This window comes from Moheibacter sp. (assembly GCF_049672845.1).
Classification (GTDB): domain Bacteria; phylum Bacteroidota; class Bacteroidia; order Flavobacteriales; family Weeksellaceae; genus Moheibacter.
The window spans coordinates 93600-109460 of record NZ_JBATWT010000005.1; the positions used below are offsets into that span (position 1 = coordinate 93600).

At 35.8% G+C, this 15861-nt stretch carries 12 protein-coding genes; 1 reads left to right on the forward strand and 11 read right to left on the reverse strand.

Translation table 11 applies throughout. The annotated features are described in order from the left end of the window. Positions 1 to 2: 2 nt before the first annotated feature. Entirely contained in the window at positions 3 to 1961 is a 1959-nt protein-coding gene (locus tag WBF63_RS00580; RefSeq protein WP_424367740.1) for a DUF3857 domain-containing protein, read from the forward strand. A 43-nt stretch (positions 1962 to 2004) separates the two neighbouring features. Here WBF63_RS00580 and WBF63_RS00585 read toward each other — a convergent pair whose 3' ends face one another. From WBF63_RS00585 to WBF63_RS00635, 11 genes are all read right to left on the reverse strand, one after another. After that, positions 2005 to 2514 (reverse strand): hypothetical protein, encoded by a 510-nt coding sequence (locus WBF63_RS00585; RefSeq protein ID WP_424367741.1) that lies wholly within the window; start codon positions 2512 to 2514, stop codon positions 2005 to 2007. Between the two features lie 252 nt (positions 2515 to 2766). Next, a complete protein-coding gene (locus WBF63_RS00590; RefSeq protein ID WP_424367742.1) occupies positions 2767 to 3285 on the reverse strand; it encodes a hypothetical protein in 519 nt (172 codons plus the stop codon). Positions 3286 to 3388: 103 nt separating this feature from the next. Then, positions 3389 to 4900, reverse strand: coding sequence for a bifunctional phosphoribosylaminoimidazolecarboxamide formyltransferase/IMP cyclohydrolase (gene purH / locus WBF63_RS00595; protein ID WP_424367743.1), 1512 nt, complete (start codon positions 4898 to 4900; stop codon positions 3389 to 3391). Between the two features lie 158 nt (positions 4901 to 5058). Then, complete coding sequence (locus WBF63_RS00600) at positions 5059 to 5412, reverse strand: four helix bundle protein (RefSeq protein ID WP_424367744.1); 354 nt, start codon at positions 5410 to 5412, stop codon at positions 5059 to 5061. 53 nt (positions 5413 to 5465) lie between these two features. Then, positions 5466 to 6032: a phosphoribosylglycinamide formyltransferase gene (gene purN, locus WBF63_RS00605; RefSeq protein ID WP_424367745.1), complete on the reverse strand. Its 567-nt coding sequence runs from the start codon at positions 6030 to 6032 to the stop codon at positions 5466 to 5468. Between the two features lie 467 nt (positions 6033 to 6499). Then, entirely contained in the window at positions 6500 to 7192 is a 693-nt protein-coding gene (locus WBF63_RS00610) for a M48 family metallopeptidase (protein ID WP_424367746.1), read from the reverse strand. Further along, the gene (locus tag WBF63_RS00615) at positions 7192 to 10242 is read right to left on the reverse strand and encodes a type I restriction endonuclease subunit R (RefSeq protein WP_424367747.1); all 3051 of its coding nucleotides are present in this window, start codon (positions 10240 to 10242) and stop codon (positions 7192 to 7194) included. The genes WBF63_RS00610 and WBF63_RS00615 overlap by 1 nt, the downstream gene beginning before the upstream one ends. 4 nt (positions 10243 to 10246) lie before the next feature. Next, positions 10247 to 10825 (reverse strand): transposase, encoded by a 579-nt coding sequence (locus WBF63_RS00620; RefSeq protein ID WP_424367748.1) that lies wholly within the window; start codon positions 10823 to 10825, stop codon positions 10247 to 10249. A 23-nt stretch (positions 10826 to 10848) separates the two neighbouring features. Continuing rightward, positions 10849 to 13341, reverse strand: a complete 2493-nt coding sequence (locus tag WBF63_RS00625) for a GmrSD restriction endonuclease domain-containing protein (RefSeq protein WP_424367749.1) — start codon at positions 13339 to 13341, stop codon at positions 10849 to 10851. 4 nt (positions 13342 to 13345) lie between these two features. After that, a complete protein-coding gene (locus tag WBF63_RS00630; RefSeq protein WP_424367750.1) occupies positions 13346 to 15124 on the reverse strand; it encodes a GmrSD restriction endonuclease domain-containing protein in 1779 nt (592 codons plus the stop codon). Beyond that, positions 15121 to 15861, reverse strand: a complete 741-nt coding sequence (locus WBF63_RS00635) for a hypothetical protein (RefSeq protein ID WP_424367751.1) — start codon at positions 15859 to 15861, stop codon at positions 15121 to 15123. Before WBF63_RS00635 ends, WBF63_RS00630 begins: the two co-directional genes overlap by 4 nt.

Sequence of the window (15861 nt, forward strand, 5' to 3'; positions counted from 1 at the left end):
TTATGAAACCTTATTTCCGGTTGCTTCCAGCCGTCCTCGCTTTATTCATCTCCTCATTGATTTCTGCCCAAACTTCCTCTCTTTTGAACTTTGGTTTTTCCGATGAAAAAATTGAAATCCCCGAACAGTTCAAAAATCAGAATGAAGTTATACTTCTGAAAAATCTGAAAACAGAAATTCTGGCAAATGAACGTTCAGCCGAACAATATTTTTTAATCCACGAGAAAAAATGGATCAATTCAGACGAAGGAGTCGAGCGAAATAACCGGGTTTACATTCCCTTTAAAAGCGATGAAACGCTCTTGCTGAACAAAGTCCGCGTAATCAGTGAAAATGGAAAAATTACCGAACTCAACCCAAAAGACATCATGGAAGAAACCGATGAGGAGACCGATATGAAATATAATTATTATGCAGTAAACGGATTGACCAAAGGCGCCATCATTGAGAAAATATTTCTGATTAAGGAATCACCCGATCTGGAAGGAAAAATCATTAAAATCCAGGAAGAACAGCCTATTCTAAATGCAACATTTGAACTTATTTATCCCAAATATCTGGTTTTCCGACATAAATCTTACAATGGTCTTGCCGAAGCAATTGAGAATTCAGAAGAAAACGACAATTCTTCTTCTTTATTGATTTCTCAGAAAAACATCGAAGGAATTCTGGACGATGAAACCTATTCAAACTGGGATCGTCACATCATGAAATTCAAATACAAACTGGACCAAAATCAGGCCTCTGGAAAATCCAATCTTTACAATTATCTGGATTTTGCCAAAAATGTTTATGACAATGTCCACATTGAACTCGATAAAAAAGACCAAAAAGCCATCGATGCATTTGTGAAAGACATTCCCAAAAGTAAAAACCAGTTCGAACAGCTGAAATTCATCGAAAACAAAGTAAAAAACTCCATCAGTTTCAACCGTTATTTCAACGGAAACAATTCCCTTTCCGACGTCATCCGTAACAAACAGGCCAATGGTTTGTTTCTGCTTCGGTTTTACACCGCTATCTTTAATCAGTTAGGAATTGAAAGCGAAATGGTTTTTACTTCCAAAAGATATTCTGTCTTTTTTGATAAGGATTTTGAAACCATGGAACAACTGGTCGATGTGATATTTTATTTCCCTAATGTGAATGAATACATGGATTTCCTTTCTTTGGAATATCGTTTACCGATGGTGAATTTCAATTATACCGGCAATTACGGTTTATTTGTCAAAGGCAAAGAACTGGGCGGCGCCAAAATTGGCTTAGGAACTGTAAAACTAATTGAAATTCCAAGTGCTGAATCCAATCATGACATTCAAAATATTTTGATTGATTTTACTAAAAACATCGAAAAACCCGAAATTCATGCTACTTATACCTTCAACGGATATTCTGCCTTGAACTTTCAGCCGCTAAAGGATTTTGTCCCTCAGAATCAATACGATATGATTTTGAAGGATTTCGCTCAGAATTATACACTTGAAACCGATTATAAATCCCTGAAAACCGAAAACGATGGTTTGGAAAATGTCGGGTTCAAACCTTTTGTACTCGATGCGAAATTTGACGGAACCATTCAGAAAGCAGGAAATAACATTCTTTTCAAAGCCGGAGAAACCATTGGAAAACAAATGGAATTGTACCAGGATCATCAGCGACTTTTACCGGTTGAAGTCTATTATCCACGCAAATATACCCGAACTCTGACCATCAAAATTCCCGACGGATATAGCATCAAAAATCCGGAAAGTTTCAATTTCGATAAAAAACTTGTGCTGAACGGAAAAACCGAAGCTGCATTTATCAGTTCCTATGTTCAAAAAGGAAACGAACTGATTGTAACCAATGAAGAATTTTACAATATTCTGGAATATCCGCTCGAAGTATTTGAAAAATACCGAGAAGTCATCAATGCCGCAGCCGATTTCAATAAAATTACTTTGGTGCTCAGCAAGGACTAATGAGGTAAAGTTAAAAGAAAGGGAGTCAATTTAGCTCCCTTTTTTATGTTCCAATTTTTTCAAAGTCATCTGTTTTGGCATCTAAGTTCAATATGGAGTTTCGATTTTTATAGAAGAAATAAATTAAGAAAAAATCTACAATTAAAGATAACCCTGGACTCACCCACCCCAATGCATACTCATTTCTAATGGCTTCCGAATATGCTACAAGTCTATCTAAATATTGAGAAGTTTCAATTAAATCAAAAATAAAATAAGTGACAAATTGAAGACATTGTCCAACAACCATCCAAATAGCAAGTTGGATGAATAATTTTTTAGAATTAGTCTTTTCATTTTTTAGTTTTGATTGAAACAAAAAACTAAATAAAATAATTGTTGATAGGTAAACTATTTGAATGAAAAAGAATAAAGCAACGGGTGGTATTTCTGTGAAATTGATTGCTAATAATCTTGTCCAATCTTGAAAAAGAAAAGCATAGGTAGTGATAAATAAATAAAAAAACACCCCTATTCCTATGAGCAAAAATCTATTATCTAATTTATTAATCATAAAGTCAAGTTGCTAAGCATTGTTTTATTCGGGAAATATAAAACAAATATTTTACGCAAAAACAATCTGCGTCCATCTGCGCCATCAGCGGGAGTTTTGAGGTATAATGTATATTGTAGAATATGTATAATGTATGTTTTTTTTTGCGAACTTCGATTTTAATAAACTTAATGAGAAAAGTATTAAGATTTAAAAAAACATCAAACTCTACAAAGTTATTCCTTGTGGTTAGAGAAGATTTAATTTACTCTTTCACTTATTGTACATTTTAATTACTTGAAGTAAATCTTCCCTTTTCTGCTCACTTTCACAGGTTAGCGAACATTCAAAATCAATTCGAAGAAAATAAAACTTTTTGAAAAATGCCTGTAAAGCATCGGAGTTGAATTTCAATTTTAGTGATTTGGAAAATTCAGGATGGATTTCAATTTCGTGTGTTTTTAAATTTACAGAGGACGGAATCAGATTCGTCAGAATGAACACATTAAATTTCCCCGGCAGGAAATGAATTTCATCGCGCCCGATTGCTAAATCAACTTTGCAGGGAATGGAAAAATTATACGAGAGTTTGCTTTTGCTCACGACGTGAATTTCTACATTTTGAAAGAATTTCATTTCAGGATCGGTTTTCAGATTTCGCTTGATCCGATTTCCTTTTTTAAAAAGCCAAAAGGAAATTCCGCCGAAAAATAAAAAAATCCCGATCCAACAGAATACAATCGGAAGAAAAGGATTGATTTGAAAATAAATAAAGTTTAAGTTAAAAGTCATAGAGGCAAATTAATGAATAAATTCTAAAAAAAACCTCCAAGGTTTTTGAAACCTTGGAGGTTTGATATTTATACAAATTCAACTTTAAAACTTCATTTTTTAATCAATGTAAAAAATGACGCATTCCGGTAAAGACCATTGGAATTCCGTGTTCGTTACAAGCCTCAATACTTTCCTGATCTTTCATCGAACCGCCCGGCTGAATAATCGCTGTAATTCCATTTTCGGCAGCGAAATCAACCGTATCACGGAACGGAAAGAAAGCATCTGAACCCAATACCAATTCTTCGGTTTGAACTCGTTTTGCACGCTCGATGGCTTGTTGCGCTGCCCAAATCCGATTGGTTTGTCCACCTCCGATTCCGAATGCTTGTCCGTTGGTGGCCACTACAATCGCATTGGATTTTACCCATTTCACAATCTTTTGTGCAAATACCAAATCGGTCATTTGTTTTTCGGTCGGTTGTTTGTCCGTTACCACTTTCAAATCGGTTGAAAATTGATTGTCAAGACTTTGAACCAAAAGTCCACCGTCCACTTTGGCATAACTCACTCGGTCTGAAACCGGATTGTTTACTTTGATAATTCTTAAATTCTTCTTGGATTTGAAAACTTCCAAAGCCCCTTCTGTGAAGGCAGGTGCAATGACTATTTCCAGAAATATTTTGTTTAATTCTTCGGCCGTAGATTCGTTCACTTCCGCATTAAAAGCGATGATTCCGCCAAAAATTGACACCGGGTCACATTCATAAGCTTTCTGATAAGCCTCGTCCACCGATTTTCCAATCGCAACTCCGCAAGGCGTGGAATGTTTCACCGCACAACAAGTAATTTCCTCAAATTCCGAAACCACTTTGTACGCCAAATCCATATCGCGAATGTTGTTGAAAGACAATTCTTTTCCTTGCAGATATTCGAAATCTTTCATTGCGCCGTTTCGGGTTTTATCGACATAATAAGCCGCTTTCTGATGCGGATTTTCGCCATAACGAAGATCCATCACTTTCTCATAAGAAGACTCTAAGAAATGCGGAAATTCATCGTTCAGAATATAAGACGAAATCGCGGCATCATAAGCTGCAGTCAAGTTGAAAACCTTTCCGGCAAGGAGTCGGCGGGTTTCCAGTTTCGTGGAACCATTTTCTTCGATTTCTTTTTGAATTAATTCATAATCATTGGCATCGGTTACGACGGTTACATCGTAAAAGTTTTTGGCCGACGAACGCAACATGGAAGGTCCGCCGATGTCGATGAATTCAATCATTTCGGCTTCGGAAAGTCCCGTGTTCATTTTGGCAAAGAACGGATACAAATTCACGATGACAATGTCAATCGGGTTGATGTTGTGTTCCTCCAAAGTTTTCATGTGATTTTCATCGGATCGTCGCGCCATGATTCCACCGTGAATAGCAGGATGAAGCGATTTCACTCGTCCGTCCAGGATTTCAGGAAAACCGGTAACCTCTTTGACTTCGGTCACTTGGATTCCATTGTCCTGAAGGTGTTTGAAAGTTCCACCTGTCGAAAGGATTTTGTATCCTTTTCCGGCGAGAAAATTCGCGAATTCAATTAAGTTGGATTTGTCCGAAACACTGATGAGTGCTTGTTTTTGCATTTTGTTTGTTTTTAAAGTTATGTTTGGCGAAAATCGAAGTTCGAAATTCGCTTGTTTTTGCATGCTAAAGTTAGAAGTTAGGAGTTAGAATTTAGAAAATTAAAACCCTAACTTGTTGTTAATATATAATTTGTGTTTTCTATTAAAAATTGAAAACATCATTTCTTATTCTTCAGTTTATCATTCATCTTTTTTAGGATACTTACTATAATGGCCGTTAATTCATTAGCTTCTTTTAATAAATCATCAACATCTGCCCATTTTAATTCCTGAATTATTTCCAGCCAATAGCAACATTCATCAACTTCCTCTAAAACAATTTGAAGTTTAGCTACAAACTCTTTATCACTTCTGGCACGACGAGAAGCGCGAAAATTAGCTCCCACCGAAGTACCACTCTTAACCAATTGATAGGCCGTAACTTTTCGGGCTACAGAAAGAGGCATACTTTCAATTAAATTAATAATACGAATTGAAAATCTTTTCGTTCTGACTTTTAAATCTTCATTCATGACTTATTATTTAAAAAATTAAACTTCAACTTCTAACCTCTGACTTCTAACCTCTAACTTCTAACCTCTAACTTCCTAATCGCCTCAACCATTATCATCTTTTCCACTTCGGCTACTTTCCGTTGTAGGTCTTCCACCGTATCGCCTTTTTCAATTTTAAATTCTTTCTGCAAGATGATTTCGCCTTCGTCCACTCCAGCAGTAACGAAATGCACCGTTGCGCCCGAAACCTCATCACCTGCTTCCAAAACTGCCTGATGAACGTATTTCCCGTACATTCCCTTTCCGCCGTATTTGGGCAAAAGTGCCGGATGAATATTGATGATTTTGCCCTGCCATTTCTCAACGAATTCTTTGGACAAAATCGAAAGAAATCCCGCTAAAACAATCAGGTCGATGTTTTCTCCTTCTAAGTTATGATCGGCATCTTCCGAAAAAGTTTTCCGGTCTTCGAGCAGATAAGTCGGGAGGTCATAATCCAGCGAACGCTCCACGGCATAACAATCGCGGTCGGCCATGACCATTGCGATTTCGAGGTTTTGAAGTCGGCCGTCCTCAACGGCGTCTATGATGTTTTGTAAATTAGTTCCCGAACCGGAAACGAAAACGGCTATTCTCATTTCTTTTGTTGTAAAATGTATAATTGTAGAAAGTAAATTGTATCGATTCTTGGGACACAAAGATAGAGATTTCAAAAGGAGAACTCAGGATTTGGAAGGGAGAATTTTTAGGGAGTTCAAAACTGAATTTGCGTTTTTGTTAATTGAGGAAAGCAGTTTTAGAAAATATTGTTGACTGGAGAAAGCGAAAAACCTTGTCAAGGTTGATTTTCGGACAATTTTAAAGTTGTGGTTTAAATTTGGCATTTATTTACCAATTACTTTAGTTAATGCTCATCATTTTCCCTGAGCCTCCGACTTAGTATCTTTTATTTGTCGTTATATATTATTCCCTTATTTTAAGAAAATTGCGACTTCTATTCTACACATACTACAGAGTAAATTTAATTAATTTATATCTTAATATACTGTCCAATGTTCGGAGAGCTAACAAAGTAAATTAGCATGAAATATATAATCCTATCGATTTACAATGGAAGTTCATTCAAGATTTTCTTTTGCGTACGCCAAGATGGGTAGTATTGATCCATCAACAAGACAAAACGCTTGTTGTGGTGGCGCTCTAGGAGGTGAACCATCTCATGGACCACAACATAATCGATACAATCCAGCGGTTTCTTAGCCAACTCGATATTAAACCAAAGCCGATCGGCATCGGTGGTGCAGCTGCCCCATTTGGTTTTCATCGTGCGGATTTTGAAGGAAGGTATTTGGAGATGCATTTCAGCAGCATACTTTTGAATACGCTTGTCCAGATATTTTCGCAGCTCTTTGCGATAGAATGCATACAAGGTCTTTTGTGATAAAGCAATATCTGCAGGCTCCCTGCTATGGATAATGAGTTTTTTACCGTTCAGCTCCACCTTGTTGCGGCTACTTTGTTGCAGTTTCAACAAATATCGATCTCCAAAAAAATAATGGCTCTCCTGATTTTTATAAAGTCTTTGCCGCTCACGGTTTTGCGCTTGAAATTTGCGTTGCTCTTTTTTGATCCAGCCCAATTTAGTGGCCGCATAGATTTTCACCTTTTCCAGACTGTACATTTCTGGTGACGAAATCGTTACCCTTCCAATGGGAGGATGCACACTCAAATGCAAATTCTTAATGTCCTTGAACGTCACATCAATCTCCACTTCCCCTATCTTAATTCGTTCCGTCATTAGTATTCGTCCTTATGTGCGTCTATAATTTTATAAACTTCCTCCACTTTATCTGTGTCTTTTATGACTTTATAAAGTGCGCTTTTTATCTCGTTTTGTTTGGCTTTATTTTCTCTAAAACCTTCTTTTTTGGCATACTGTACAGCATCTTCACAGGCCAAAGCCATTTTTTCATCTTGCACGTAATGGTAAATGGCCACTTTTCCTTTCGTATCGAGCGAGGATGGCACATCGTCTTTTTTTCCACGATTGACCTGTTTGATCAGTTGAGCCATTTCTTTCAAATAGTTTTGATACGAAATCGTTTCCTGTTTCCTGCGTTCGATCAATTCTTGCAAGAGAACAGACATTTCGTCGAAATATTTAGGATCCAAAAGATGTTCCTCTACAATCTTGCTTCTGACGTTGTTTTCAATGGTTTCAGCCACTGCTTCTTTATTGCCCTTTATTCCATTAGGCAAACTGTCAATGGCTTTGTCCATATCGGTTTCCATCAGATCCAACAGGGAGATATCGTCGAAGGGTGACACTTTCTCGGCTTCTTCGGCCTGGATATAAGTATCAATGAGGAAGCGCATATCGGCTTCGTAAGATTTTAAATCAATCGTTTCACCGGAAGCTTTACGAATAATTTCCCGAAGGTTGAGATAATCATCTAATTTCTTATGAAAACGCTGTACTTCGGCTTCTGTAAAGGAAGTATTGATAAAATCCGCCTTCAGATTAGCATAAGCTCTGATGTATTCCACAATCGCTTTGTACAACGCCATGCGTTTGTATTCGTTGGCTTTTAGCTCGTCGGGATTTTCGGTATTTCCACAGAAATAATGAATGAAATCCAAATCAGTATGCGGCGCTTGTACAGGCTCGCAAATGGCTTCTACGGTTTCCAAAGCCGTCATTAACCGATCTATAGCAATCTTTAGACGATCTTTCAAATTGATTTCAACCTCTTCTTTCGAAAACCCCTCGCTATCGAGTTCGGAGGTGTAGACATTAATCGCATCGGTTACATTGCCAAACAGTTCCATATAGTCTATGATGTAGCCGTAATCCTTGTCGTCGGTATCCAATCGGTTGACACGACAAATCGCCTGAAAAAGCGTATGATCCTGCATTTTCTTGTCGATGTAGATATATGAACAGGGCGGCGCATCAAATCCGGTCAATAATTTAGAAACGACAATAAGCAATTTCATTTTAGCCGGTTCCTTGCGGAAACGTTCTTTGCTATCGGATTCGTAGGTTTCTGTTTTGGACTTATTTCCAGACACTTGTACATTTTTCAATAGCTCGGTATAGGTATTGAAAATGTATTCTTTATCCGTTTCGGTATCGGCGCCTGTGTCTTCAGTAGACACATCGCGCATATTGGGATTGTACGAGGTAATGATCGCACATTTGTTCTTTAATTCGGTCTGAAGGAATAGATTATAGTATTTACAAGCTTCGTAAATACTCGAAGCGACCAAAATGGCATTTCCCATTTGAGAACGCAAGCGCGGCTTGGTCTGAAAATCGAAAATAATATCAGCCACAATCTTTTCCATTCGGCTTTTAGAACTCAATACATTTTGCATGGTTCCCCATTTTTTCTTCAGCTCGTTTTTCTGGAAATCGTTTAAACCAGCCGTCTTAGACTCAAACCATTGATCGATTTTGGTTTGAGAAGTTAAGTTTTGCTCTATGCTCCTGCCCTCGTACATCAAATCCTTCACTACCCCATCTTCTACCGCTTCGTTGAATTTGTAGGTATGGATGTAGCGGCCAAAAACGTCCATCGTGGTTTTCCGATCTTCTTTGAGCAAAGGCGTACCGGTAAAGCCAATGAACACCGCATTTTGCAATACGGCCTTCATGATTTGATTGAGCTTACCGCTTTGGGTACGGTGGCATTCATCAATAAACACAAATATCTCACCCTGCGTTTTGACGGGATTTTCTTGTAATTCTTTGATAAAGGTATCGAAATCAGTTTCGGTTTTATTGCCAAATTTATGAATGAGCGAACACACCAGGCGCGGACGCGGTGCGGTCAGAAAATCCATCAATTCTTTACCTGTTCGGGTTTTGGCAATATCGGTTTCGCCCACATCATTGAAAACACGCTCGATCTGATCGTCCAATTCGGTTCTATCGGTCAAGATCACAATGCGTGAATTGGACACATTCTCCAAGATCCATTTGCCGAGCAACACCATCATTAAGGATTTCCCCGAACCTTGGGTATGCCAGATGATGCCGCCCTCTCTGCGTTGGATGAACGGCTGTGCGGCTTTCAACGCAAAATATTGGTGCGGACGCGGCAACTTTTTCACGCCGCTATCAAACACCACCGCATTGTAAATGATATCTAAAAAACGCTCTTTATGACAAAGTTTTTTGAGGTATTTGTCGAGTTTATAGCCTTCGTTATCCTGCTCGTCTTCTTTCCAGGAAAGGTAATATTTATCGGGCGTTTCAATGGTTCCATATTTCAAACCCTGGGTATTATTACCTGCCATTAGAAACTGAACTGTACTGTAAAACCATTCATTGAACAAGGCTTTCTGGTTGGAAATAGACTGGCGCACACTTTCGGCAATATCCACCGTACCCCGTTTCAACTCCAAGACAGCCAGAGCAATCCCATTGACATACAACACCATATCCGGACGACGAATGTGCTGCCCTTTTGCCAAGGTAACTTCCTCGGCAATACCGAACTCATTTATATCCCAATTTTGCCAATCAATCGGAAAAATGGTTTCAAAATGCTCGCCCAATTCGGGACGTGCTTTCACACCATAACGCAGCAAAGAATACATCGCCTTGTTGCGATCGTACAAATTTCCTGCATTGGTGTTCGCCAAATCGTACACTTCTTTTACCGCTTTATCTGCCAAGGTTTCGGAATAGCCACGCTGCAAGAGATTCTTTTTCAAAAGCTCTTGTTCTACGTTGCTGTTATGTTCTCGTTTTTCCCAATTGCCATAATAAATATATCCTAATTGCTCTTGGAACAATTTAATGATGCGGTTTTGGGTAATGCGTTCGATTGGGTTAATCATGGTGTTAGTAAAATTTATCGTTTTTCCATTTGGAAACGTTGTTGCTAATATAATTTTTTATTTGTTGATATTCGGCATCATCACGAATGATATGATCATGAAATCGGGATTGCCATCCATTAGGAAATCCCAATCGATTTGCGTGTTTGGTTACCGCAGATTTGTATCCCCCAATGATGGATGAAACGGTGTTTTTACCTGGATTTCGAAAACGGGGGTGATAATTTGGGTTATTGATTAAATCACGGTCGGTTTCACCACGTAGAGACAGGGCATGCCCTGTCTCTACGTTATTATTATTTTCCAAATCATTCCCATTCAATATCAATATCCCGTGTATATGATTGGGCATGACCACAAATTCATCCAATTCCACGTTTTGGGAATGGTAAGGTATTTCATGCCACAACAAATCGGCAATCACGCCTGTGGGTGACAAAACCATTTTACCTTCATTGATTTCACCGAAATAATGCTCCCTGTTTTTTGTGCAAATCGTAATAAAATACGCACCCGATCGACCATAATCCCACCATGGGGCTCGGGCAGATTCAATGCGATATTTATTATTGAATTTGGACATTTGATTAAAATATCATAATGTTATTATTCATTAAATTTCAGTGTAAACAATACTGTTTTTATATGGTTTAAATAATCAAGAATAGACTCCTTCTTTACCTTATGATAATAATGCCTGTAATTGTTATCATAGACAAAATCACTAAGCAATTTCACTACTTCTACATCTGCTAAACGATCACTAATTGAACTTGCTTTATGATAGAAACATAATTCATACCCCCATCCATCTTTAGCAAATCTTATATCTAAATCATATTTCTTATTCTGAAAACTGAAGGACGATAATTTAATTCCAGGACAGCCCCCAGTATTTTTATCCCATAAATACTCTTGCTTTTCAAAGGGGTTAATGTCAAAATTTGAATTTATCAATTCTTGATATAGCCACATCGTTCTCAATTCTAAATGATATCCTGTAATAGTAGATGATTGTAATAGTCGTACATCATTTTCTGAAAACCATCTAATTTCGTTGTATTTACATTCTTCTATAGCCCTACCGTTTGCTACAAAATAATATTCCCAATCCTCAACAGTAAATTTATGTTTTTTTATAATTGATTTCAATTTTTCTAAAAGTGTATGCTCAGGTTGATTTATTAAATCATCCAACAATTTCTTTAAAAGATTTCTTCTTGTATCATTATCAAAAATCTGTCTCCAATTGTCATTACGACTTCTTAGAGAATCATAAGATATACGACAAAATGAATGATTTGTTCTTGCAACAAGATAGTCCCCTTTTGTTAGTAATGCTTGCTGCAGATAAATTTCATTATCCCTTGTTGAAAATAACTTAGAAAGAAATTCTGAATATTTCGAAAATAAATCTTTATCACCATTTGCTAATTCAAAGACAAATTGAATTTGTCCCATAAAGTATTCATGATTTTCAAGCTCATGAATTTCATTAAAATCCCATATCGTAGGATCTAACTTACATTTATATCTTTCTTCAGCTACTTGATTTTTATCGAAAAATGATAAACTAAAATTTTCTGACTTCATTGCTTTCTCTAAATCCAAAATGTCTGAATGCATTAAATTGCGAATACTTTTCAGAGCATCAAATACATTATCTGGATTTTGGATGTAGGTATTGTAAATAATATTTCTCATACTGCGTATCCAAAAATTGAGATTTGTTTTATTAGATTTTAGAAGTTCTAAAATAAAATAATAGTATACTTGATCCCAATAGTTAGGAGTGAACAGATTATTTTTTAAATAAAGTGATAAAATATTGACTCCATTGGAAGTAAACGGTGCTTTGACAATAGCGTTTATTTTTCTATTAATATCATCATCTAAATCAATTAAAGTAGAAATTGTACTGTCGATGTATTTTAAACATTCAATCGAAAACAACTCAAATGTTTCTTTTGTACCATTTTTCTGTCCAAATTCTATTATAAATTGACTTAGTGGAATATATTTTACAGATTGTTTGTCGTAAGTTTCGCTATTCCTAATCTTTTGTAATAATTCCTTTAAATGATTAGGTAAATGTGAATTCGTACAAGTTGATAAATGAAAATTTATCGCTAATGTTTTTAAATAATTAAAATAAAAATCATCTAAAGATCTATAGTCTTCGTTTATGTTATTCCAAAAGAAATTCAACCATTCTGTATCCATTTTATTCCAGAATATTTCTAGAAAAGCATTATCATCAGCAGAAAGTTGCTTTTTCTCCATACAATCTTGAAGCCATGCCTTAAAATGCTCGAAGTCTGTCAATTGCTTTCCTCTTTCGTTCATTTTAATATACAATTCATCAGACTGTTTTAAATCATCTAAATCTAAAAAATCGAACTTAAAGGGTAAATCTTGAGGATTAACAGCGTTTAAGTCAAATTCTGTATATGAACTAAATTCTTGATGAATAGCTTGAAGCATGACCAAAGCACCACTTACAGTAGCATCATATTTCCATTTATCTAAGTACCATGTATATTTTTTTATTTGCTTATCAAGATTTCCATCCAGCTCCTTAAGAATAACATCAATATTCGGTTTGTGCGTCAATTGTTCGAAAAAAGCCAAGGCTAATTTTCTATTGTTATATTTAAAATTGACTAACTCCGTTGGAGCTTCACCTTTTCTCATAGAAATATACCAATACAGTAAGTATAGCGTTGTTAAGCGTTGCTGACCATCTAAAGGGATAAAAATCAAACTATTACTACTTTCAATTTCACTAACATTAATTTTGGTATCTATAGCTATATTAAATTGTTGAGCATATTGCGTAACAGTATGTAATAATGTTTTAACAGAATCTTGATGAAGTCTAGCCTCACGTTGTCTTTCCTTTCCTTCTATCTTTCCATACACGAATCCAAGATGTAAATCTTCTTTATGAACAATATGATGCACTAATGATTTTACAAATCGTTCTCTAATATAATTTACACTGTCAGAAACTCGGCCTTGCGCATAATCTCTTTGAATGATAGGTATCTCAATAATATGATTGGCTAATAATTGATGAAATGTATATTTAACTATCATGGCCTTATTTTAAAAAAGTAGTTATTTTATGTAAGATATCACTCATGTACGCATCTCTATCTCGTGTATTCCAATAATTCAATGTTAACTCATCAGAAGGAGTTAAAGCTTTTTGAAAGATTTGTTTGGTTGCGATTGGAACATAAGCAGCTGGATCCAAATGTGAATCCAATTCTAGAATCATATTTCTCTTTTTTCGAAATACTTTTTTTCCTACTTGAATATTGGTTTTATCATCCAATAAACAGAGGTTAGACAAATGATCTTTATCCATTAAATCGCCCAAAAGCGCCTCAATTTCCTTTACTTTAACATTCGCACTTTCTAAATCTTCAACTTTAATTTGTTCGAACTTGGTTTTTAGTTCCTCTATATGGGTTAATTGTGCATTATCTGTAAATAATTCTTCAATTTCATTCATCCATTCCTGTAAATCCTGCTTTGTTTCAAATCCCAACGAATTTTTAGCATAAATATGTTCAATATTCCATGCCCGAGTTGAATTGAATAAATCAAATGGAAACAGATACTTTTTATCATTGATTTGTGCAACAGCTATATTGTACAAAAACAAAATGGGAAAAACTCCAGACTTACCATATTTTACCTCGTTGATATCATACTTGTTCTTGAATTTCTGAGTTTTAGCTTCAAAAAATTCTTCTCTTAGTATTTTCTTTAAATAATCTTTTAGTTCATTTTTTTTGCTAGAGGTTCTATAGTTCTGTAATACTGTATGTATGGTTTTAGAAGTTAAATGTACCACGGCACCCATTAAATGATACGTTTCTCTATCATGGTACCATTCATCTAACAAATTATATAATGTCGCTAAGCTTCTCCATTCAGGTTTTTCATCACCTGCAAAAGCTTTTTCATACGCTCGAAAAGTGTAATACAAATCTTCTTCCTTGTCACCTTTTCCCTTTTCGATTTCTAATAAAATGGTGATTTTGTTAGCTAATTCCTTATTCGTTCGATTCTTTTGAATAAAATTCCAAAATTCTGGATTATTCAAATGTTGTTCGATGGCATTCCATTCGTCGGCAAACTGGTTTAATTCATAAGACTTTCGTGTGCTATCATTGATTTTGTTTATATCCAGCACAAACAATCCTTTTACTAATTCTGCTTGATCTAATTGTATTTTACCATTATTAAAATTGATAAAAGTGGCAGCAACATTTTTAGAATCTACGTTTTCTGTATACCAAATTACCTTGGTGTTTTCTAACAAATTATGCTTTATTGCATCTTCATTTCCATATTCAATAAACCACAATTGCACCAAGCAATAGGCTTTAAAGAAATAAAAATGGTCAACCGTATCTTCTATGGCATTTTCTTCACAGAATGATGTTTTCCAAATAGTCCAAATATGGTTTTCAACATCTTTTCCTTCACAGTTTAATACTGCTGAAAAATCTAAAGTATGTAAACGCGTTAAAAATTCATTTGATCCATCTTCTGTTGAACCCCTCGTTTCATAATGTATTTGATAGTAATTCTCCTTCAATAAATATTTTAGAATCAAGTATATTGTAGTTGCCCTTTGTTGTCCATCAATTAATTCGAAATTATTTTCTCCTTTATTAAGCATCACAAGAGGTTGCAAGCAGTAAAATCCGTCTCTGGCAATATCAAAAGCTAAAATATCTTTAAGTAAAGCATATATTTCTCTTTTTCCCCATCGATAACCTCTTTGGTATTTATTGATTACAAAGGTTTTACCCTTAAAATCCTTAATAGTTACAAGCGGATTCTCATTACGAAGTTGCTTCATGGTTTTTTATTAGTTAAAAAATTTTGCACCACCTCCAAATCTTTCTCCTTATCTCTGATAATCCGATGTTTCTTATCGTGCTCAAAGTCAGTATAATCTATCTCAATAAGCTGAATGCCGTTCTGGGGAAGCACATCACGCCGACGCTGATCATAAATTTTTCTCTGCTCGCCTCTTGAAACTCCACTAACCGTCATTTTATCTGGTTTATCAAAAAACTTTACTTCATTTGAATGCTGCGTTTCGCGGTATTCTACCACTAAATTTAATGTGGGATAATAAATATCTACCGGAAGTCTCCTGCCCGAATCGCCTGTCAGGAAATCAAATTTATGCTGACGAAGTCCTTTTAATTGTAAAACCTCATCACATAAATCCAATACATAAGCCTCGTCGCGATCCGTAGTTTTTGCCATGGATTTTGTGGTGTATTTTTTTGGGGAAGCGGCTTTCACCAGCTTTGTCGCCAGTTCAACACCGGATGTCCGCCGAAAATACCAGTTGGTATTTATCTTCTTACGATCGGCATACACAAAAGGAATAAGATGTAATTGATTCTTCTTATCCAAATCCCGCAAAACCTTACGAATGGGCAATCCATTTTTTTCGTCTTTAACAAAGATGCCTGCTTTTATAAAATATGGCATTAAATCCTTTGCGGGTAAAGAATTCACAGATTTATTCTTGTCAAAATATTCTTTGATTACCTCGTTAATCTTGTTCAGGTCTTTCATCAT